General features: G+C 72.6%; 19 protein-coding genes and 2 riboswitches. Of the genes, 4 read left to right on the forward strand and 15 right to left on the reverse strand.

The window, feature by feature from the left end; all coding sequences use genetic code 11:
- Positions 1-42 precede the first annotated feature (42 nt).
- Entirely contained in the window at positions 43-414 is a 372-nt protein-coding gene (locus ACEZDG_RS18325; protein ID WP_380510432.1) for a hypothetical protein, read from the forward strand.
- Between the two features lie 193 nt (positions 415-607).
- Here the strand turns inward: ACEZDG_RS18325 and ACEZDG_RS18330 are convergent, their stop codons facing one another.
- From ACEZDG_RS18330 to ACEZDG_RS18400, 15 genes are all read right to left on the reverse strand, one after another.
- Positions 608-2,245, reverse strand: coding sequence for a S53 family peptidase (locus tag ACEZDG_RS18330; protein WP_380510434.1), 1,638 nt, complete (start codon positions 2,243-2,245; stop codon positions 608-610).
- A gap of 95 nt (positions 2,246-2,340) precedes the next feature.
- Positions 2,341-5,253, reverse strand: a complete 2,913-nt coding sequence (locus ACEZDG_RS18335; protein WP_380510436.1) for an AAA family ATPase — start codon at positions 5,251-5,253, stop codon at positions 2,341-2,343.
- A 140-nt stretch (positions 5,254-5,393) separates the two neighbouring features.
- Positions 5,394-6,332: a TauD/TfdA dioxygenase family protein gene (locus tag ACEZDG_RS18340; RefSeq protein ID WP_380510439.1), complete on the reverse strand. Its 939-nt coding sequence runs from the start codon at positions 6,330-6,332 to the stop codon at positions 5,394-5,396.
- Positions 6,329-7,111, reverse strand: coding sequence for an ABC transporter ATP-binding protein (locus ACEZDG_RS18345; protein WP_380510441.1), 783 nt, complete (start codon positions 7,109-7,111; stop codon positions 6,329-6,331). The genes ACEZDG_RS18340 and ACEZDG_RS18345 overlap by 4 nt, the downstream gene beginning before the upstream one ends.
- Positions 7,087-7,998: an ABC transporter permease gene (locus ACEZDG_RS18350; protein ID WP_380510444.1), complete on the reverse strand. Its 912-nt coding sequence runs from the start codon at positions 7,996-7,998 to the stop codon at positions 7,087-7,089. The genes ACEZDG_RS18345 and ACEZDG_RS18350 overlap by 25 nt, the downstream gene beginning before the upstream one ends.
- Before the next feature lie 5 nt (positions 7,999-8,003).
- Positions 8,004-9,077 carry an ABC transporter substrate-binding protein gene (locus ACEZDG_RS18355; protein ID WP_380510447.1) on the reverse strand — a complete coding sequence of 358 codons (1,074 nt, stop codon included), beginning with the start codon at positions 9,075-9,077 and terminating at the stop codon, positions 8,004-8,006.
- Between the two features lie 293 nt (positions 9,078-9,370).
- Entirely contained in the window at positions 9,371-10,675 is a 1,305-nt protein-coding gene (locus ACEZDG_RS18360; RefSeq protein WP_380510450.1) for a M20/M25/M40 family metallo-hydrolase, read from the reverse strand.
- Positions 10,672-11,421 (reverse strand): GNAT family N-acetyltransferase, encoded by a 750-nt coding sequence (locus ACEZDG_RS18365; RefSeq protein WP_380510453.1) that lies wholly within the window; start codon positions 11,419-11,421, stop codon positions 10,672-10,674. The genes ACEZDG_RS18360 and ACEZDG_RS18365 overlap by 4 nt, the downstream gene beginning before the upstream one ends.
- 11 nt (positions 11,422-11,432) lie before the next feature.
- Positions 11,433-11,924 (reverse strand): flavin reductase family protein, encoded by a 492-nt coding sequence (locus tag ACEZDG_RS18370; RefSeq protein WP_380510456.1) that lies wholly within the window; start codon positions 11,922-11,924, stop codon positions 11,433-11,435.
- Complete coding sequence (locus tag ACEZDG_RS18375; protein WP_380510459.1) at positions 11,921-12,445, reverse strand: NADPH-dependent FMN reductase; 525 nt, start codon at positions 12,443-12,445, stop codon at positions 11,921-11,923. The genes ACEZDG_RS18370 and ACEZDG_RS18375 overlap by 4 nt, the downstream gene beginning before the upstream one ends.
- 63 nt (positions 12,446-12,508) lie before the next feature.
- Positions 12,509-13,642, reverse strand: a complete 1,134-nt coding sequence (locus tag ACEZDG_RS18380) for an LLM class flavin-dependent oxidoreductase (RefSeq protein ID WP_380510462.1) — start codon at positions 13,640-13,642, stop codon at positions 12,509-12,511.
- 2 nt (positions 13,643-13,644) lie between these two features.
- Positions 13,645-14,724 (reverse strand): LLM class flavin-dependent oxidoreductase, encoded by a 1,080-nt coding sequence (locus ACEZDG_RS18385; RefSeq protein WP_380510465.1) that lies wholly within the window; start codon positions 14,722-14,724, stop codon positions 13,645-13,647.
- On the reverse strand, positions 14,721-16,100 hold the full coding sequence (locus ACEZDG_RS18390) for an NtaA/DmoA family FMN-dependent monooxygenase (RefSeq protein ID WP_380510468.1): 1,380 nt from the start codon (positions 16,098-16,100) through the stop codon (positions 14,721-14,723). The genes ACEZDG_RS18385 and ACEZDG_RS18390 overlap by 4 nt, the downstream gene beginning before the upstream one ends.
- Before the next feature lie 15 nt (positions 16,101-16,115).
- Complete coding sequence (locus tag ACEZDG_RS18395; RefSeq protein WP_380510471.1) at positions 16,116-17,321, reverse strand: LLM class flavin-dependent oxidoreductase; 1,206 nt, start codon at positions 17,319-17,321, stop codon at positions 16,116-16,118.
- 140 nt (positions 17,322-17,461) lie between these two features.
- On the reverse strand, positions 17,462-17,560 hold the full coding sequence (locus tag ACEZDG_RS18400; RefSeq protein ID WP_380510474.1) for a putative leader peptide: 99 nt from the start codon (positions 17,558-17,560) through the stop codon (positions 17,462-17,464).
- 11 nt (positions 17,561-17,571) lie between these two features.
- A riboswitch (SAM riboswitch) is annotated at positions 17,572-17,684 on the reverse strand.
- Positions 17,685-17,871: 187 nt separating this feature from the next.
- Positions 17,872-17,983, forward strand: a riboswitch (SAM riboswitch).
- Between the two features lie 51 nt (positions 17,984-18,034).
- On the opposite strand from ACEZDG_RS18400, the gene ACEZDG_RS18405 reads away from it, so the two are divergent.
- From ACEZDG_RS18405 to ACEZDG_RS18415, 3 genes are all read left to right on the forward strand, one after another.
- Positions 18,035-18,145: a putative leader peptide gene (locus tag ACEZDG_RS18405; protein WP_380510979.1), complete on the forward strand. Its 111-nt coding sequence runs from the start codon at positions 18,035-18,037 to the stop codon at positions 18,143-18,145.
- Positions 18,146-18,268: 123 nt separating this feature from the next.
- A complete protein-coding gene (locus ACEZDG_RS18410) occupies positions 18,269-19,291 on the forward strand; it encodes an amino acid ABC transporter permease (RefSeq protein WP_380510477.1) in 1,023 nt (340 codons plus the stop codon).
- Between the two features lie 17 nt (positions 19,292-19,308).
- On the forward strand, positions 19,309-20,061 hold the full coding sequence (locus tag ACEZDG_RS18415) for an amino acid ABC transporter ATP-binding protein (RefSeq protein WP_380510982.1): 753 nt from the start codon (positions 19,309-19,311) through the stop codon (positions 20,059-20,061).
- The last annotated feature ends 4 nt before the right edge of the window (positions 20,062-20,065 follow it).

Below are 20,065 nucleotides of genomic sequence, written 5' to 3' on the forward strand. Positions count from 1 at the left end.
CGCGGCGGTGCTGCGGGTCTCCGGTGGGGAGACGCCGCTTCCGTGCACGGTCCGCGACGGCGCCGGGCCGCGGCCCGGGCGGCGGTTGATCAGGCACTGGCCGAACTGCTGGCGGCGGACCCTGATTCGCGGATACGTGCGGCTGCGGCCGGCAACTGCCACGTGGCGACGGCGACCGCCCTCACCCTGGTCCACGACCCGGACGAGGAGGTGCGGCTCCAGCTCTCGCTGCGCGAGGACATCGACGAGGAGCAGCGCTCCACGATGAGCTGGACCGTGCCCCAGGGACGCCGTGAACCGGTGAGCTGGGTGAGCGAGAAGCACTCCGATGCGGCCGCGATGCGGTCGGCGGCCTCCTCTCTCTCCTGCCGACGCTCCTGGTCGAGGACGGGGGCCCGACGGCGGCGGCCATGAATCCCTCCCTCACCCCGGACCTCATGCACCTGCTCCTGGACGCCGCCGGTGTGCCTCGGTCAGAACCTGGAGTGCTCTGGTGAGGGGTGTCTTGCCATGCCCGGCGGGGGGAGATCAGGGAAACACGGCGGCGGGGACCGGGCTGCAGCCCGGTCCCCGCCGTCACATCACGCCACAGGTTATTCGCTGGAGGTCAGCCCAGTTCGGCTGCGAGGAAGCCCGCGCCGTTGTAGGAGCCCCAGCCGGTCACCTTGTCGTAGCCGGTCCCGGCGCTGTAGGCGCCGTTGCTGCCGGTCTTGACGTCGTGGAACGCGGAGCCGTAGCTGGACGACGCCGCCAGGGTGTAGATGGTGTTGTTGGCGTAGCCGAAGGCGGGCTTGGACTTGGCCCGCGCCTCGCTGTTGTAGATCGCGGTGAACGCGGCCCAGTTGGGCGCCGCCGCGCTGGTGCCGCCGAACTCGGCCCAGGAGCCCTCGGAGTAGACGGCCCAGCCGGTGCTGGGGCTCGCGTCCGCGGCCACGTCGGGGACCGAGCGCTTGCTGCCGGTGTTCACGCCGGTCTGGAAGGACGGGGTGGCGAAGTAGGAGGAGACGCCGCCGCCGCTGCCGTTCCAGGCGGTCTCCTTGCTCCAGGCGCCGGCCGAGGTCAGCGTCAGCGCGGTGCCACCGGTGCCGGTGACGTACGGGTCGCTGGCCGGGAAGTCGACCGAGGTGCCGCCGTTGCCGGCGTCGTCGGAGCCGCTGTCGCCGGAGGCCGCGAAGACGGACTGGCCCTGGGCCGCCGCCTCCTGGAAGTCGGTGTTCAGGGCGGTGCGGTTGGACGCGGTCTCGTCGGCCTCGTCGATGCCCCAGCTGGTGGAGACGCTGGGTACGTCGTTGCTGACGACCAGCGAGTAGAGGGCGATCTCGCCGGCGTCGCTGTTGGGCGCCTCGTAGACCTTGATGGTCGCGCCGGGGGCCAGCGCCTGGACCACCTCGATGTCCAGCTCCACCTCGTCCTCGCCGGACAGGTCGGTGGTGCCGCCGCCGGCCTTGACCACCGCCGGGGTGGGTGTGCTGAGCGAGAAGTAGTTGTCGTAGGTGGTGATGTTGCTCTGCTTGAAGGCGGAGAACTCCAGCAGCGCCACGGTCGAGCCGCTGCCGTTGTAGCCGGCGCTGATCGCGGAGGCGACGTTGTAGCCGGTGCGGGCCTTGGCCGGGGTGAGGCCGGTGACGGCCTTGGACGCGGCCGGCTTCGCGAGCCGGGTGCTGAAGTGGCTGTAGGTCGCGTAGTCGGACAGGCCGGCCACGTCGGTGACGGCCGCGGCGATGTTCGCCGGGAGCACCGGGGCGGCGGTGTTGGCGAAGAAGTCCCGCTTGCCGGCCGCGTCGTGGTAGGTCGCCAGGCTGGTGCCGAAGGCCTTCTGCACGGTGGCGGCGCTGCCGGTGGCCTGCAGCGACAGGTGGTTGGCGGTGGCCTGGCCGACGGTGAGGCCCTGCCCCTTCAGGTAGTCGGTGACCTGGGCGATGCTGCTCGCGGAGGCGCCGAAGCGGTCGGCGAACTGCTTCACCGTCAGGTAGTGCCGGTACTGCGCCGAGGCGGGGTCGGCGACCTGCTTCAGGAAGGCGGTGAGCCCGGCGGGGTCGCGCGGGGTCAGGCTGACCGTGACCGACAGCGAGCGGCCGGCCGGCACCGCGCCGACCCGGGCGGAGTGCCCGACCGCCTGGACCACGTCACCGCGCAGCGCCTGGGTGGCGGGCTTGGTGGCGGCCCCGGCCGGGACGGCCACCAGGGCGATGATCGGCAGCGGCGCGGCCAGCAGCCCGACGATGGGGCGTATGGGGAGCTTCACGAACGTCCTCCTGGGACGACAGGGAGAGGTTGGATCCGGCACTTCCGGCCCGGTGGGGCCGGTCCGGCGCGGAGCCTCAGCGGTCGTGATCCACGCTAGGAAGTCCGGACCCCCCTCATAAGAGGGGTATCCCTTGCCCGGTCGGTGAACAGTTCGTGTCCCCGTATGTCGGCAGCCCGGGCGAGACCGGTTCGTGAACGCACTCCGAGCTTGCGGTAGACCCGGGAGAGCGTTCCCTCCACGGTTTTGACGCTGACGAACAGTGCGGCGGCCACTTCGCGGTTGGTGGCGCCGGCGGAGACCAGATCGGCCACCCGCTGCTCACTGGCCGTCAGTTCCATGGCGGTGCGCACCCGTTCTCCGGGGGACAGCCGGTCGAGTTCCTCCTCGGCCCGCCGCAGCAGCGGTGCGGCGGCCAGCAGCCGACAGATCCCGGCGGCCTCGGTGAGCGCGGCCCGGGCCACCACCCGGTGCCGGGCCCGGCGTTCGGCCCCGCCCCAGGCGATCAGGGTGCGCACCAGCTCCAGCGGGAGCGGCAGTCCGCGCAGGCGTTCGGCCGAGGCGGACAGGGCGTCGGCAGCCGCTCCGATCCGGCCCAGGGCGGCCTGGACCAGGCCCTCGGCCCGTTCCAGCGCGGCCAGCGCGCCGCCGCCCCAGGGCGGGGTCCAGCCGGCGGTCAGACTCCTGGCCTCGGCCAGGACCTCGGCCGCCTCGGCGGTCTCGCCCAGCAGCGCCAGGGCCTCGGCGAGGTCAGCCAGCCGCCGGACCGTGTCCGGGTCGGCGAGTTCCATGGCGGCGCCCAGTTCCCTGGCCCGCTGCAGTGACTCCACCGCCGCTGCCGCGCCGTCCGGGCTTCCGGCCAGGAGCTGGGCGGTGCCGAGCGCGCCGAGGGCGCGGATCAGGAACAGCCGGTCGCCGTCCGCGGTGGAGCCGTCGACGGCGGCTCCGGCGGCGGCACGGGCCCGGTCCAGGGTGCCGGCCGCGGTCTCGGCGAGCGCGGCGGCGTAGGCGGCGAGCGGGGAGGGCAGATCGGCGTCGGTCAGCAGCCGGCCGCAGCGCTCGGCGGTGGCGAGTGCCTGCGCGCACTCGCCCCGGCGCACCTGGACCCGGACCAGGGCGACCAGGGTGGCCAGCGAGTCCTCGACCCCGGCCCGGGCCTGCGACCGTTCCAGCAGCGCGGTGATCCGGGCGTGCGCCTCGACCACCTGGTCGGCGTCCAGCTCGGCCAGGGCCTGACGGCGCATCAGACTGCGGTCGTCGGCGGGTCCGGCCAGGCTGTCGGCCGCGCTCAGCGCCAGGGCCAGGGTGTGTTCGGCGTCCCCGGGCGTGCCGCGCATGGCCTGGACGGTGGCCAGCAGGCCCAGCGCGGAGACCCTGGTGGAGCGGTCGTCGGCCAGGGCGGCCAGTTCCGCGGCGCGGGCGGCCTGCTCGGCCGCGGTCGCGGTGCTGCCGCCGAGCAGGGCCCTGACCGCGGCCCAGAGCCGCAGCCTGGCCTGCAGCCCGGCGTTGCCGATGGCGTCGGCGAGGCCCGCCTCGATCAGTCCGCGGGTGTCGCCGAGGGCCTGCCCCGCGGTCTCCAGCAGCACCAGCCGGGCCCGTACCCGCTGGTCCGGGTCGGCGGGCCCGGCCGGGGTGGCGAGCACCGACTCGGCGGCGCGGCGGGCCTCCTCGTGCATCCCGGCGTCCACGGCGAACCCGGCGGCGTCGAGCAGCCGGTCGGTACGGTCGGCGTGATGGCCGGCCGGGGTGCGCTCCACCGCGAGGACGGCCAGCTCATAGGCGGTGTCCGGCCTTCCGGCGGTCCTGGCGGAGGCGGCGGCCCCGGACAGCAGTTCGGCCAGGGCGGCGTCCTGGTAGGGGGTGGCGAGCGCCAGGTGCCGGGCCCGTTCGACCGGGTCGGGGACCAGCTCGGCCAGCACGGTGTGGGCGGCGAGGCGCTCCCGGGTGGTCGCGTCGTCCAGCAGCGCGGCCCGCTGCATGGGGTGTCCGAAGCGGACCGCTCCGTCGGCGTCGGTGCCGACCAGGCCGAGGCGTTCCGGCCCGGCCAGGACCGCGGCCGGGTCGGCGACACCGGCCGCGCGCAGCAGGTCGAGCGTGGGCCGGGCCGCGGTGGCCGCGAGCAGCAGCAGGGCGCGGGTCTGCGGCGGCAGCCCCGCCGCGGACGCCAGCAGCCGCCTGCGCAGCGCGCTCGGCACATACGGGCCGTCCGCGGCGCCCCGGCCTTCCGGGTGGCGGTCGTCGGGGTGACGGCTGCCGGGGTGGTGCGGGGCCAGCGCCAGGGCGTAGGACGGGTTGCCGCCGGAGACCTCGTGGATCTGCCGCAGCAGCCGGACCGGCAGGTCGGCCGCCCCCGGTCCGGCGTCCTGGGCCAGCAGCTGCTCCACACCGCTGAGCGAGAGCGGCGGCACGGCCAGCTCCAGCGTTCCCGGCGGATACAGCGGCGGCGGGTCCTCCCCGCTGCGCTCGGTGCTGACGATCCGTAGTCCCAACGGGTCGGCCCGGTGGGCGACATAGACCAGCAGCTCGGCGCTGGGGCGGTCGAGCCAGTGCACTCCGTCCAGCACCAGCAGCAGCGGGGCGCCGTCCGCGGTCAGGCCGCTCAGCAGCTCCACGACGGCGAGCCTGAGGGCCAGCCGGTCCCGGCCGTCCGTCGGCTCCGGGCCGCGCAGCAGCGCCGCGCGCAGGGCGGCCCGCGGTTCGGCCGGCAGCCGGGCCAGTGACTCCGGGCCGACCGGGGCGAGCAGGTCGACCAGGGCGCCGTAGGGGAGCAGACTGTCGTCCGGTCCTGGTGCGCAGCGCAGCGTGGTGACGCCCTGGGCCCGGGCCTCGTCGGCGAGGGCCTGGACCAGGGTGCTCTTCCCGATCCCGGCGGGCCCGGTGATCCGGAGCACGGGCCTGGAGCGCAGCGCGGCCCGGGCGGTGTCCAGGAACCCGTCCCGGTCGAGCGGGCGGATCGGGGGCGGGCCGGCGAGCAGGCGTGCGGTGGTGCGGACAGGGGTGGGGGTCATGCGGGAGTGCGCCCCTTTTCTCTGCTGAGCGGTACCTCCCGTGCATAGTGTCATGGGCCTGACATTCAAGACACCCCGCCAGACGGCTGTTCCCGGCCCCCCGTCCAGTGGACGGAAAGCCGGGAACGGTGAGCAGCGCCTCAGCCCTGGGCAGCGCCGACAGCAGCGGCCGTAGCCAGCGGGCTGTAGTGCGAGGCGTCGCCCTTGACGGAGTGGCTGCTGGTCCCGTCGATGCCGACCGGGACGTCGCCGGCCACCGTCACCCGGTTCAGCCGGCGCGGCAGGCCGTCGTAGTTGTCGATGGCGTAGTGCTGGGTGATCCGGTTGTCGAAGAGCACCAGCTGGTTCGGCGCCCAGCGCCAGCGCAGCACGTTCTCCGGCCGGGTCACATACGACTGGAGCTGCCGCAGCACGTCGCGCGACTCGCCCGCCGACAGGCCGACGATGCGCTGCGCGAAGCCGCCGATGTAGAGGCCGCGCTCGCCGGTGAGCGGGTGCACCCGCACCACCGGGTGCACGGTCTCGTAGGTGATCGAGGTGAACACCGAACGGCGCTGCCGCGCCTCCTCGTCCAGGCTCTCCGGGGCCACCGCGTAGTCGTAGTCGTTGGTGTGCACCGCCCACAGGTTGTCGGCGAAGGCACGCAGCGGTGCGGGCAGGTCCCGGTACGCCGCCGCCGAGTTGGCGATCAGCGTCTCGCCGCCGTAGGGCGGGACGACGATGCTGCGCAGGGTGCTGAGCTGCGGCGGGTTGAGCACGAAGGTGACGTCGGTGTGCCAGTGGTTGGCCACGCCGTTCTCGCTGTCCACCGGGAGCACGTTCGGCGTGCCCTCCTGGGACGGCACGGTCGGGTGCGCCGAGGTGAGCTCGCCGAAGTAGCGGGCGAAGCGCTCCTGCCCGGCGTCGTCCAGGTCCACGTCCCGGAAGACCAGCGCCTTGTGCTCGTTGACGGCGGCCCGCAGCGCGGCCACCGTGGCGTCGTCCAACTCCCGGTTCAGGTCGACGCCGGAGACCTCGGCGCCGATGCGGCCGGTGACCTTCCGGACGGTCAGGGCGGTCGTGGTGTCGATGGCGGTCATGGCTGTACCTCCTTGGTGGGTACGGACGTGGTGGATACGTCGTCCTCGACGCCCAGGGCGCTGAGCAGTTGCTCGCGGTACTCGCCGAGGTGCGGGTCGCGGTAGGAGCGCGGATGGGCCAGGTCGATGGTCAGGTCCAGGCTGAACCGGCCCTGGTCGAGCACCAGCACCCGGTCGGCGAGCACGATCGCCTCGTCCACGTCATGGGTGACCAGCAGTACCGAGGGCCGGTGGCGGTCCCACAGCTCGCGCAGCAGGGTGTGCATCCGGATCCTGGTGAGCGCGTCCAGGGCGCCGAACGGCTCGTCCGCCAGCAGCAGTTCCGGCTCCCAGACCAGGGAGCGGGCCAGCGCCGCGCGCTGCTGCTCGCCGCCGGACAGCTGGCTGGGCCAGGCCCGTTCGCGGCCGGCCAGGCCCACCTCGGCCAGCGCGGCCCGGCCGCGTTCGACCGGGTTCTTGCCCTGGGCGTCGGTGCCGCGGGCGCCGAGCACCACGTTCTGCAGCACCCGGCGCCAGGGCAGCAGCCGGGAGTCCTGGAACACCACCGAGATCCGCTGCGGGGCCCGCAGTTCGCCGGAGCCGGTGACATCGTGGTCCAGGTCCGCGATGGCCCGGAGCAGGGTGCTCTTGCCCGAGCCGCTGTGGCCGAGCAGGGCCACGAACTGGCCCGGCGGGATGTCCAGGTCGATGCCGTCCAGCACCGTCCGCCGGCCGAAGCCCCGGGTCAGGCCGCTGATGTGGACGGCGGGCCGGGTCAGTTGCTCAGTGAGCGGCGCCATGACAGCACCCTCCGTTCCAGGACGCGGACGACGGTGTCGGAGGCGAAGCCGAAGATCCCGTAGATCAGCAGGCCGAGCACGATCACATCGGTCTGGCCGTAGTTCTGCGCCTGGAACATCATGTAGCCCAGGCCACTGGTGGCATTGATCTGTTCGAGTACGACCAGGGAGAGCCAGGAGCCGGTCACACCCAGCCGCAGGCCGACGAAGAAGCCGGGCAGCGAGCCGGGGATGACGATGTCCCTGATGAATGCGAGGCGGCTGAGGCCGAGCACCTCGCCGAGTTCCACGAAGCGGTTGTCGATTCCCGACAGCGCCGAATAGAGATTGAGGTAGATCGGAATGTAGACGACGATCGCGATAATGGCGACCTTGAATGTCTCGCCGATGCCGAGCCACAGAATGAACAGCGGGATCAGACCGAGCGTCGGAATGGCCCGGTTGATCTGCACCGAGCCGTCGATGACGGCCTCGCCGATCCGGCTGAGCCCGGCGAGCAGGGCCAGCACCACGCCCGCCGCCAGGCCGATCAGGAAGCCCTGGGTGGCCCGCCAGAGCGAGGTGCCGATGTCGGTGCGCAGGGTGCCGGCGGTCCAGAGGTGGGCGCCGGTGTGCACCACGGTCCACGGTGCGGGCAGGGTGCGCGGATCGAGCGCCCCGGCCGCGGAGGCGACCGACCAGACCACCAGCAGCAGCACCGGTCCCAGCAGGCGGGCGTAGGGCAGGCGCCTGCCGGGGGCGAGCCGGCGCACCCGGCGCCGGGCCGGGGCGACGCCCGGACCGGCGGCGGCCCGGTCGACGGCACCGGGGTCGGCGGTGGTGGCGGCGGCGGTGGCGGGTCCGGTCGGGAGCGGTGGCGCGAGTTGTTCCGATGCGGTGTCAGTCACGGCAGTCAACTCCGGTACTCGGCGGCGACGGCTTGGGACGCGAGCGGCTCGAAGCGGCGGTCGAAGAGCACGTCCGCCTTGAAGGACTTGACGAAGCCGCCCGCCGCGAGCAGGTCCACCGTCTCCTGTTCCCAGGTGATCGCCTCGTCCCAACTCGGGGGGAAGAGAGGCTTGTTGGAGAGCGCGGTGATGCCCCTGGCCTGCTCCAGGGTGATGCTCTGGGTCTTGACGTAGTAGTCCTCGTTCCAGGTGTCCGGGTTCTCGTAGACCCAGACCAGGCCCTTGGCCCAGAGCGGGACGAAGGCGGCGACCGCGGCGGCCTTCGCCGGGTCGGAGAGCACCGAGGCGGGCGCCCAGAGCAGGTTGAGCAGGTCCACCACATCGGTGCTGATGGTGTGCGCGCCGTCGGTCCCGTAGCGGGTCAGATAGGCCGGCACCTGGGAGATGGCCAGCGGGGCGATGTCGACCTGGCCCGCCTCCAGCGCGGTGAGGAACTGATTGCTGGTCAGCGGGACCAGGGTGACGTCGGATTCCTTCAGGCCCGCCTGCTTCAGGGCCCGGAGCAGCACCACCCCCTGCGCCTGGCCCTGCGAGAACGCGAGCTTCCTGCCCTTGAAGCCGGCGACCGAGGAGATGTCGCTGTGCGGCTTGGTGGCGAACACATAGGTGGGCTTGCGGGTCAGGTTGATGGCGACGATCCGCGCGTCGTAGCCCTGGAAGTGGGCCTGGATCGGCGGGATCCCGGCGTTGTTGCCGATGTCCAGCGAGTGCGCCCGGAAGGCGTTGATCACATCGGGGCCCGCCCCGATGTTGGGCCACTCGGACACGGTGAACGGCAGGTTGTCGAGCAGTCCGGCCAGTTTGAGCTGCAGTTGCTCGGCCCCGAGTGCGGAGGCGATGCGCAGCGAGGTGCCCGGGGGCACCGTACTGGGCAGCGCCGCGGCGGTGGAGAGCGCCGGTCCGCTCGCGGCGGCACTGGTGCAGGCGCTCAGCCCGAGCGCGGCGGCGGTGCCGAGCAGGGTCTGCAGGAAGAGTCTCCGGTCCGGGCCGGCGGCAGGCGTCGAGGATGTGCTTCGCACAGGGGGAGTCCTTGTCCACGGGTACGCGCGAAAGATCGGCAAAATGGGCCTGCCGGTGTTCGTCGGCGAAGTCAGCAGCCGACGAACACCAGGGGCCTTGTCAGATCGAATCAGGGAGCGGAAATGAGTCGGCCGCGGCGGCTACATCGCCCCGCGCTCGGGCGGGCGCTTCGCGCCTGCTCCCCGAGGTTGCCGTGTGATCCCATATCCGAACCCTAGTCAGCGGTCCTCCGCACTGGCAATGTTTATTCCAGCGGTGGAAATAACTCCGCAGCCGCGTTCAGCAGCCTCGTTCAACAGCTGCGCAGAAAGCGGTCGAGCACCCGGGTGCCGAATTCCAGGGCCGCCACCGGCACCCGCTCGTCCACGCCGTGGAACAGCGCGGTGAAGTCCAGCTCCGGCGGCAGCCGCAGCGGGGCGAAGCCGAAGTGCCGGATGCCCAGCCGCTCGAAGGACTTGGCGTCGGTGCCGGCCGACAGCATGTACGGCAGGATCCGCGCGCCGGGGTCCTCCGCGCCGATGGCGAGGGCCATGGCGTCCACCAGCCGGCCGTCGAAGCTGGTCTGCACCGGCGGCAGGCTGTCCCAGTCGCTCTCGATGCCGGGGCCGAGGATCTCGGCCAGCTCGGCCTCGAAGGCCTTCTCCCGGCCGGGCAGGATCCGCGCGTCCACGGTCGCCCGGGCGGTGGAGGGCACCACATTGGCCTTGTAGCCGGCCTCGAACATGGTGACATTGGCGGTGTCGCGCAGGGTCGCGCCGATCATGCGGGACAGGTTGCCCAGCCGGGCCACCGCCGCCTCCGGGTCGTTCTCGTCGAACGGAATACCCGTCAACTCGGCGACGCCCTCCAGGAACTGACGGACCGGATCGGTGAGGATCAACGGGAAGCGGTGGCTGCCGAGCCGGGTCACCGCGGCGGCGAGTTTGGCGACGGCGTTGTCGGTGTGCAGCATCGAGCCGTGCCCAGCACTGCCGTTGGCCTTCAGCCGCAGCCACATCACCCCCTTCTCCGCGGTCTCGATCAGATAGGCCCTGGTGCCGCCGTCGAAGGTGACCGAGAAGCCGCCGACCTCGCTGATCGCCTCGGTGACCCCCTCGAACAGCTCCGGACGGTGGTCCACCAGCCAGCGCGCCCCGTAGAAGCCGCCGGCCTCCTCGTCGGCGACGAAGGCGAAGACCAGATCCCGCGGCGGCACCACCCCGTCCCGCTTGAACTGCCGGGCCACGGCCAGGGCCATGGCGACCATGCCCTTCATGTCGACCGCGCCCCGGCCCCACACATAGCCGTCCTTGACCTCGCCGGAGAACGGGTGCACCGACCATTCGGCCGGGTCGGCCGGGACCACGTCCAGGTGGCCGTGCACCAGCAGGGCGCCCCGGGAGGGGTCCGCGCCGGGGAGGCGCGCGACCACATTGCCGCGCCCGCGCGCCCCCGACTCGACGTAGGTCGTCTCGTACCCCACCTCGGCCAGCTTGGCGGCCACGTACTCGGCGGCGGCCCGCTCGGTGCCGAGCACCGTCGGGTCGCCGGTGCTGCTGGTGTCGATGGCGATCAACTCGGAGGCCAGGGACACGACTTCCTGCTCGGCCGTGGTCATCCGACGGACTCCGGGGCCGGCGCCGGCTCGTCCGTCGGCACCCGTACGCCGAGGAAGGTGACCTGGCGGCGCAGCCGGAAGCCCAGCGACTGGTACAGCCGGACGGCGTTGGTATTGCCCGCCGCCGCGTGCATGAACGGGGTCTCGCCGCGGGCCCTGATGCCGTGGGCGACCGCCAGCACCAGCCGGGTGGCCAGGCCCTGGCCCCGGTAGCTCTCGGCGGTGCAGACCGCGCTGATCTCGGTCCAGCCCGGCGGGTGCAGCCGCTCCCCGGCCATCGCCACCAGCTCGCCGCCGCGGCGGATGCCGAGGTAGTCGCCCATCTCCACGGTGCGGGGCAGGAACGGCCCCGGCTGGGCGTGGGCGACCAGGGCGAGCATCTCCGGCACGTCGGCCGGGCCCAGCCGGACCGCCTCGCTGTCGGGGGCCGCGGCGACGCCGTCGTCCACCAGCTGCACCCCGGCGCCGTTCAGCACGGTCTCCCAGCGCGCCGGAGGGGAGCCCTGCAGACCGGCCACCGGGACCACCGCGCCGGGGCCGAGCAGAGTGGCGACATCGCGCCAGGTCTGCTCGTCCGGCCGGTCCGGCAGAGCGACGAAGGGCGAGACGTCGGCCGGGTAGCGGAGCACGTCGCCCAGGCCCTCGGCGAAGTGCGCGTGCGGTCCGAGCAGCGAGGCCCGGGCCGGGTTGTCCAACGGGTGGCCGCCGCTGACCGGAGGCGCCTCGTCGGTGTGGATCGGTGACACGGTGGTTCCTTTCAGGCGGCTTCGAGCCGGCGGAATCCGCTGGCGTGGAAGACCAGCGGCGGTACGGCGTGGTCGGCGTCGAGCTCATGCACCCGGAGCAGCACGATGTCGTGGTCGCCGGCCCGGATCTGCTGCTCGACGCTGCAGTCCAGCCAGGCGCTGGCGTCCTCCACCAGTACCGCGCCGTCGGGGGTGGCCCGCCAGTCGAGGGCGGCGAACCGGTCCCCGTCCCTGGCCGCCAGCCGGCGGCAGGCCTGCTCCTGGTGGGCGCCGAGCACGCTGACCCCGAGCCGGGCCCGGTCGCGCAGGGCCGGCCAGGTGGTCGAGCTGTGCGCCACGCACACCGAGACCAGCGGCGGATCGAGCGAGACCGGGGTGAACGAGCTGGCGGCGAGCCCCACCGGGACGCCGTCGACCAGCGCGGCGATGGCGGTCACCCCGGTCGGGAAGGCGCCGAAGACCCGGCGCAGCTCGGTCGGGGCCAGGGCCTGGTCGCAGCTCATCCGACCGCTCCGATCGCTTGGCCGATCGCTTCGCCGTTCACCGTCGCCGCCAGCTGCGGGCGTGCCGACTTCAGCCACTTCTCCAGCTCCTCAGAGGCGGTGTAGTCCGAGTCAAGCAGGAACAGCCCCCGGCTGGGGACGGTGGCGCCCAGTTCCACCAGCAGCGGCTTGAGCAGCAGCTCCGCCGCCAGCGAGTGGCGCCAGTGGCCGCCCAGCATCAGCGGCACCGCGGTCACCCCGGCCAGGCCGCCGGAGGGGAGGCCGTCCAGGAAGAGCTTCAGCAGGCCGGTGTAGCCGGCCTTGTAGGTGGGGCTGGCGACCACCAGCAGGTCGGCGCCGGTGACCGCCCGCACGGCCTCGGCCACCCGCGGGTCGTCCGGGTCGAACAGCGCGGCGCCGAGCTCGGCGAGGTCCACCGTGCGGTCGGCCTGACGGCCGGTCAGCGACTCGGCGACCAGCTGGGCCGCCTGGTGGGTACGGGACTGCGGTCTCGGATTGCCGACGAGGACGACGACGCTCACAGTGCTCTCCTTGGCGACAGGTGCGACAGGTGCGGCGGGTAGGTGCGGTGCGGCGGTCGGCGGTCAGGCACGGCGGGCCCACTCCTCGGCGAGCAGCCGGTAGGAGGCGACCCGGTCGGCGTGGTCGTGGGTGATCGTGGTGACGATCACCTCGTCGGCGCCGGTGGCGTCGCGCAGGGTCTCCAGCTGGTCGGCGACCTGCTGCGGGGTGCCGACGAACTGGGTCTCCACCCGGTCCTGGACCAGGGTCCGGTCGGCGTCGCTCCAGACGTGGGCGCGGGCCTCGTCCGGGGTGGGGAACTGGATCGCGCCCGCGCCGCTGCGGATGCTGCGCACCCACAGGCCGTAGCCGGTGGCCAGCTCCCGGGCGGTGGCCTCGTCCTCGGCGACCACCACATCGGCGGAGACGCTGACGTAGGGGCGGTCCAGCACGGTGGACGGGACGAACGCGGCCCGGTAGCCCTCGGCGGCCTCGACCACGGTGGCCGGGCTGACGTGGTAGTTCGCGGCGAAGCGGAGCCCGTTGGCCCCGGCCACCTCGGCGCTGGTGCCGCCGCTGCTGCCGAGGATCCAGATCTGCAGGTCGGCGCCCTCGCCGGGCACCACATGGGCCTCCACCCCGTCGGCGGTGGCATAGGTCCCGGCGATCAGGGCGAGGATGTCGTCGATCTGCTCGGCGTAGTCCTGCGACTCCGCGTTCGGCAGCTGCAGCAGCTTCTTGTGCAGCGCGAAGCGCGGGGACTTCAGCAGAGGGGCGAAGTCGAACTTGGCGGGTATCCGCAGCCCGTTCGGGGTGTGCCCGTCGACCACGGCGGTCGCGCCGACCAGGGCGGGTTCCCTGGTGGCGGCGGGGGGACGGCCGCCGGAGCGGCCGAGGCCGAGGTCGAACCGGCCCGGGTGCAGCGCGTCCAGCAGGCCGAACTCCTCCACCGTGGAGAGCGCGGTGCGGTGCCCGAGCTGGACCGCGCCGGAGCCGAGCCGGATGGTCGAGGTCGCGGCGGCGGTCAGCGCCAGCACCACGGCGGGGGAGGTGCCGGCCACGCCGGGGTTGAGGTGGTGCTCGGCGAACCAGTAGCGGCTGTAGCCGAAGCGCTCGGTCTGCTGGGCCAGGTCGATGCTGCGACGCAGCGCTTCCGGCGCGGTCGAGCCGGAGCTGATCGGCACCAGGTCGAGGACCGCGAGGGGAGTGTTGGCCATGGTCATGCTCCTTGTCGGTCGGTCGCGGGGAGGACCGGGCCCCAGGCCCACGGCGGGTCCGGGATCTCGCGGCGCAGGGTCGGGGCGATGTCGGACTGGAACAGCTCCAGCGAGCTGCGGTGCTGGGCGTCGGTGAGGCCGCCGGCCTCGGCGTGCAGGTGCAGCACGCTGTGGCCGAACTGCTCGTGGTAGCGGTGCACCTTCTCGATCACCTGCTGCGGACTGCCGATCAGCGCGGAACTGCGCTCGACGAAGTCCTCCAGGGTCGGGAACACCGGCTCCACGCCGAGCTGCTTCTGGAAGGCGAGGTAGCCCTCGAACACCGGGCGGTAGTCGGCCAGGGCCTGCTGCGAGGTGGGCGTGGCGTAGTAGCCGGCCGTGCCCGCGCCGACCGCGGCCTGGGCCGGGTCGTGGCCGTAGTGCTCCCAGCGCTCCCGGTAGTAGCGGACCAGCTCGGCGTAGGGCTCGATCGGGTTGGTGACATTGGCGGAGAACAGCGGGTCGCCGTAGCGGGCGGCCAGGTCCACCGACTCCCGGCTGGTGGCGCTGCCGTGCCAGACCCGGACCGGCTGCTGCAGCGGCCGCGGCCAGACCTCGGCCTCGTGCAGCTCGGGGCGGAACTTGGGCGAGGCGGTGACCTTGTCGTTGCGCCAGATCTGCCGGAACAGCTCGTAGGACTCGGCGTTGCGGTCCCACTGGTCCTCGGGGGTGACCTGGAACAGCTCGCGCTGCGCCGTGCCGTTGCCCTTGCCGATGATCAGTTCCAGCCGGCCGCCGGAGAGGTGGTCCAGGGTGGCGTAGTCCTCGTGCGCCCGGACCGGGTCGAGCAGGCTGAGCGTGGTGACCGCGGTGAACAGCCGGATGTTCCGGGTCAGCGCCGCGATGTGGCTGAGCACCACCGGCGGTGAGGAGGAGATGAACGGGCGCTCGTGCCGCTCGCCGACGCCGAAGCCGTCGAAGCCCAGCTCCTCGGCCAGCAGCGCGCTGTCGACCACCTCGCGGAAGCGCTGCTGGGTGGAGACCTGGACCCCGGTGACCGGGTCGGGGCGGTGCACGATCAGGGTGATGCTGATGAACTTCACGAGGCCACCCGCTCCGCCGCCGCGCCGTCCCGGCCGGGCAGGGCCAGGCCCAGGTGGTCCCGCAGGGTGCTGCCGGCGTACTCGCTGCGGAACACCCCGCGCTCCTGCAGCAGCGGCACCACCGTGTCGGCGAAGGCGTCCAGGCCCTTCGGGGTGATGTGCGGGACCAGGATGAAGCCGTCGCTCGCGTCGGTCTGGACGAACTCGTTGATGGTCTCGGCGACGGTGGCGGGGGAGCCGACGAAGGTCTGCCGGCTGGTCGTCTCGATCACCAGGTCGCGGATCGAGAGGTGCTTGGCGGCGGCCTTCTCGCGCCACTCCCTGGCGGTGGCCAGCGGGTCGCGGAACATCCGGACGCTGGCCCGGCCCCGGGCGATGGTGTGCTCGCCGAGGTCGGGGTCGATCTCCGGGAGCGGCCCGTCCGGGTCGTAGGAGCTGAGGTCGCGGTTCCAGAGCTGCTCCAGGAACTTGATCGCGGTCTGCCCGCTGACCTGCGCCCGGCGCACCTCGCGGGCCTGCTCGACGGCCTCGGCGTCGGTGTCGCCGAGCACGAAGGTGGCGGCGGGCAGGATCAGCAGCTCGTCCCGGCCCCGGCCGTAGCGGGGTAGCCGGCCCTTGACGTCGGTGTAGAAGGCGCGGCCGGCGTCCAGGGTGCTGTGCCGGCTGAAGATGGCGTCGGCGGTGGAGGCGGCGAACTCGCGGCCCTCCTCCGAGTCGCCGGCCTGGAAGATCACCGGGCGCCCCTGCGGGCTGCGCGGGACGTTGAACCGCCCGGCGATGTCGAAGTGCTGGTCGTGGTGCTCGAAGCGGCCGGCCTCGGGGTCGCGGAGGAACTGCCCGGACTCCTGGTCGGCGAGGATCTCGCCGCCGTCCCAGGAGTCAAACAGCTCCTGGGTGGTCTGCAGGAACTGCTGGGCCCGGGAGTAGCGGTCCTCCTGCTTGAGGAAGCCGCCGCGGCGGAAGTTCTCGCCGGTGAAGGCGTCCCAGGAGGTGACCACGTTCCAGGCGGCCCGCCCGTCCGAGAGGTGGTCCAGCGAGGCGAACTGCCGGGCCACCTCGTAGGGCTCGTTGAAGGTGGAGTTGATGGTGCCGGTCAGGCCGATCCGCTCGGTGACGGCGGCCAGCGCGGCCAGCACGGTGAAGGTGTCGGGGCGGCCGACCACGTCCAGGTCGTAGATCTTCCCGCCCTGCTCGCGCAGCCGCAGGCCCTCGGCCAGGAAGAGGAAGTCGAACTTGGCGCGCTCGGCGGTCCTGGCGAAGTGGGCGAAGGAGCTGAACTCGATGTGGCTTCCGGCCTCGGGGTCGCTCCACACCGTGGTGTTGTTGACGCCGGGGAAGTGCGCCGCGAGGTGGATCTGCTTCAGTGGCTTGCTCATGGGTCGGACCTCTCCTCAGACGGCGGCGTAGCGGTTGGCGGGACGGGCCAGGCCCAGCAGCCCGCGCAGGGTGTCGGCCTCGTAGCCGGTGCGGAAGGCGCCGCGGCGCTGCAGCTCCGGCACCAGGCGGCGGGTGATCTGCTCCAGGTCGTGCGGGACGGCGGCGGGACGCAGCCGGAACCCGGTCAGACCGGCCTGCTGCCACTCCTGCAGCTGGTCCGCGAGCTGCGCGGCGGTCCCGGTGAACACCTGGGCGTCGCTGCTGTACGGGGCGCCGGCCAGCTGGTCCAGCCGGTCCCTGCGGGCGGCTGCCGCGTCGGCGTCGTCGTCCAGGAACACCACCAGGTCGCCGAAGACGTGCACGGTCTCCTCGGCCCGGCCGGCGGCGGCCTGTTCGGCGCGGATCTCGGCCAGGATGGCCCGGGCGTCCTCGGCGCCGCGCGGGGTGACGAAGCCGACGTCGGTGGAGCGGGCGACCAGCCGGTAGGGGATGGTCGCGTGCGCCAGGGCCGCGACCACCGGCTGTCCCTGCGGCGGGCGCGGGGTGATCGACGGCCCCTTGACGCTGAACCTCGCCCCCTCGAAGTCGATGTAGTGCAGCTTGTCGCGGTCCACGAAGCGGCCGGTGGCGGTGTCGCGGATCTCCGCGTCGTCCTCCCAGCTGTCCCAGAGCCGGCGGACCGCCTCGACGTAGTCGGCGGCCTCGTCGAACAGGTCCGCGACTAGCGCCTGGACCTGGGGCTGGTCGAAGTCCTCCAGCCGGAACGGCGGCACCGTGCGCCGGCCGAAGAGCTCGGCCTCGAAGGGGCGCCCGGAGACCTGGACCCGGAGGCCGGCCCGGCCGGTGCTGACGTAGTCCAGGGTGGCGATCGCCTTGGAGAGGTGGAACGGCTCGGTGTGGGTCGCCACCGCGGTCGGGATCAGCCCGATGTTGCTGGTCAGCGGTGCGATCCGGGCGGCGATCAGCACCGCGTCCAGTCGGCCGCGGACCTGGTCGGTGCGCCGGTCCTCGTCGAAGTGGCTGGAGGACTGCAGGCCGAGCGAGTCCTCGATGGTGACGAAGTCCAGCAGCCCCCGCTCGGCCTCGGCGACCAGGTCGGCCCAGTACGCCGCGGTGAGCAGGTCCTTCGGCCGGGCGGCCGGTTCGCGCCAGGCGGCGGGGTGCCAGCCGGCGCCGTCCAGGGCGACGGCGAGGTGGAGGGCAGGGTCTGGTTGAGGCATGGGGGGTGTCGCTTCCTGCTCGGGTGGGGGCTCCACCGGTGCGGAGGGCATGCCGAACGGAACCCGCGCCGGGACTGGCCCGGGGCGGCGTCGGCTGTGCGGGGAGGGAGGTAGGCGCGTTTACGACAGAGCGCTGCGGCTCAGGCCGAGTGACCGGCCGTACAGAGTGCGCTGGCGATGCGCTGAAGATCGATGTGTCGACGCGAGTACGTGCCGATGGCTCGACGCACCGCAGTCACCTCCGCCTTCAATCTCGCGCTTGCGGGGCCGGGTCCGGCACCGCCTGGTCGTCACCTGGAGCACCCCGCCGCGTCGGAGGGTTGCTGGTCAGCAAGCCAGGGCTTGTCGCTGACGCTCGTAACCTGGGGCTCACGGTAGCTCCGGTTGGGCGCCGAACACAATCCCCGGAGATCGACTCGCGTTCGAGCGAATACCAACTCCCTTGACCACAACACGGCTTGGCCGCGAAGTCTTCCCGCAGGCCGGGATCGCATCCCCATCAGATCCATAGGCATTGTCTAAAAGCCGCCGAGCGGTTAACGTAAGCCCTGGTTACGAGCGTCAGCGTCAAGCCCTGGCTTGCTGACCGGCAACCCTCCGACGCGGTGGGGTGCTCCAGGTGACGACCCGACAGGACGACAGTTCTCCTGTAAGCGCGAGGCCCCACGGGGCCGGAAGACGGTGAGGTGATCCACATGCAGGTACAGCGCTCGATGAGCACGCCGCGCCCGCAGGGGTCCTTCCAGTCGCGGGTCGCGCGGCGCCATGTCGACCTGCTTCGGGTGAGCAGCGCCCTTTGTCCGAGGACAGCCCCGGTCTGTTGACCGCGCTCGCGCCCTGCCGCGCCGAGATCTGACTCGACCACGCCCTCACCCTCGCCGTCACCCCGTCCCGCCCGCCGGGCCGCGGAGTGATGCTGCGCCCCCACGGGACGGAAAGCACACACCATGAGCCGTTCGGAAACCCCTGCGCGGATACCCGCGCCGCCGGAACCGCCGCCCTCGGACACCCCGAAGTCGGACGTCCAGCCCGCGCACCACGCGGTGCCGGACGAGCAGCTGCTCGCCGCGAAGCTGGTGCCGCTGCGCCGTCCGGGCCAGTGGGTCTCGGCGCTGGTGCTGCTGGTGCTGTTCGCCATGTTCGTGCACACGGTGTTCACCAACAGCCGGTTCCAGTGGGGCACGGTCGGCAGCTTCTTCCTGAGCGGCTCGATCCTGCGCGGCCTGGAGCTGACGCTCTGGCTCACCGCGGCGGTGATGGCCACCGGCTATGTGCTGGGCATCGGGGTGGCCGCGATGCGGCTGTCCAGGAACCCGGTGCTGCGCACGCTGAGCTTCGGCTTCGTCTGGCTGATCCGCTCGGTCCCGATCCTGGTGCAGCTGCTGTTCTGGTATGAACTGGCGTCGCTCTACCCGCAGTTGTCGCTGGGCATCCCGTTCGGCCCGGAGCTCGCGACGGTGCGGACCGCGCACCTGTTCAGCGGGATCCTGGCCGCCTTCATCGGGCTGACCCTGGACGTGGCCGCCTTCTCCTCCGAGATCGTCCGCGGCGGCATCCTCTCGGTCGAGCACGGCCAGACCGAGGCGGCCCAGGCGCTGGGCCTCGGCAACGCGCGGATCTTCCGCAGGATCGTGCTGCCGCAGGCGATGCCGGCCATCGTCCCGGCCTCCGGCAACCTGCTGATCGGGATGCTCAAGGCGACCTCGATCGTCAGCGTCATCGCGGTGCAGGACCTGCTCTACTCGTCCCAGCTGATCTACAACCAGAACTTCCTGATCATCCCGCTGCTGCTGGTGGCGACGCTCTGGTACGTCATCCTCACCACGCTGCTCTCGATCGGGCAGTACTTCGTCGAGCGCCACTACGCCAGGGGCAGCAACCGCCGTGGCGGAGAAGGCTTCTGGCGGGTGCTGCGCGGCAACATCCCGCTGCTGGGGCGGACCGGACGCGGTGCGGCGGTGCTCTCATGACCGGCACCGGGCAGCCGCTGGTCCGGATCCGTGGCCTGCGCAAGAGCTTCGGCGCCCACTTGGTGCTGGACGGGGTGGACCTGGACGTGGGCGAGGGCGAGGTGACCGTGCTGCTCGGCCCCTCGGGCTCGGGCAAGTCGACCCTGCTGCGCAGCATCAACCACCTGGAGAAGCCGGACGCCGGCTTCGTCGAGGTGGGCGGCGAGATCATCGGCTACCGCCACCAGGGCGGCAAGCTGCACGAGTTGGGGCACCGGACGATCACCCGGCAGCGGGCCAGGGTCGGGATGGTGTTCCAGCAGTTCAACCTGTTCCCGCACCTGACCGTGCTGGAGAACATCACCGAGGCCCCGGTCGCGGTCCGCGGCGCGTCCAGGAAGCAGGCCGCGGCCCGGGCCAGGGAGCTGCTGGAGCGGGTCGGCCTGGCCGGCCGGGAGGGCGCCTACCCCCGGCAGCTGTCCGGCGGCCAGCAGCAGCGGGTGGCCATCGCCCGCGCGCTGGCGATGGAACCGGACCTGCTGCTGTTCGACGAGCCCACCAGCGCGCTCGACCCCGAACTGGTCGGCGAGGTGCTCGCGGTGATGAAGGACCTCGCCCTCAGCGGGATGACGATGATCGTGGTCACCCATGAGATCGGCTTCGCCCGCGAGGTCGCCGACACCATGGTCTTCCTCGACGGCGGCCGGATCATCGAGTCGGGACCCCCGGCCGAGGTGCTGGCCAACCCGAGCCACGAACGAGCCAGGGCCTTTCTCTCAGCCGTCCTCTGACACC

Source organism: Streptacidiphilus alkalitolerans, from assembly GCF_042511045.1.
In the GTDB taxonomy this organism is placed as follows: Bacteria; Actinomycetota; Actinomycetes; order Streptomycetales; family Streptomycetaceae; genus Streptacidiphilus; species Streptacidiphilus alkalitolerans.

What these genes read in the sequence shown, in the direction of transcription:
- ACEZDG_RS18335 (WP_380510436.1), bottom strand. Translation starts at nt 5,253, where the DNA reads ATGACCCCCACCCCTGTCCGCACCACCGCACGCCTGCTCGCCGGCCCG.
- ACEZDG_RS18410 (WP_380510477.1), top strand. Translation starts at nt 18,269, where the DNA reads ATGAGCCGTTCGGAAACCCCTGCGCGGATACCCGCGCCGCCGGAACCG.
- ACEZDG_RS18380 (WP_380510462.1), bottom strand. Translation starts at nt 13,642, where the DNA reads ATGGCCAACACTCCCCTCGCGGTCCTCGACCTGGTGCCGATCAGCTCC.
- ACEZDG_RS18395 (WP_380510471.1), bottom strand. Translation starts at nt 17,321, where the DNA reads ATGCCTCAACCAGACCCTGCCCTCCACCTCGCCGTCGCCCTGGACGGC.
- ACEZDG_RS18370 (WP_380510456.1), bottom strand. Translation starts at nt 11,924, where the DNA reads ATGAGCTGCGACCAGGCCCTGGCCCCGACCGAGCTGCGCCGGGTCTTC.
- ACEZDG_RS18405 (WP_380510979.1), top strand. Translation starts at nt 18,035, where the DNA reads ATGAGCACGCCGCGCCCGCAGGGGTCCTTCCAGTCGCGGGTCGCGCGG.
- ACEZDG_RS18390 (WP_380510468.1), bottom strand. Translation starts at nt 16,100, where the DNA reads ATGAGCAAGCCACTGAAGCAGATCCACCTCGCGGCGCACTTCCCCGGC.
- ACEZDG_RS18340 (WP_380510439.1), bottom strand. Translation starts at nt 6,332, where the DNA reads ATGACCGCCATCGACACCACGACCGCCCTGACCGTCCGGAAGGTCACC.
- ACEZDG_RS18345 (WP_380510441.1), bottom strand. Translation starts at nt 7,111, where the DNA reads ATGGCGCCGCTCACTGAGCAACTGACCCGGCCCGCCGTCCACATCAGC.
- ACEZDG_RS18360 (WP_380510450.1), bottom strand. Translation starts at nt 10,675, where the DNA reads ATGACCACGGCCGAGCAGGAAGTCGTGTCCCTGGCCTCCGAGTTGATC.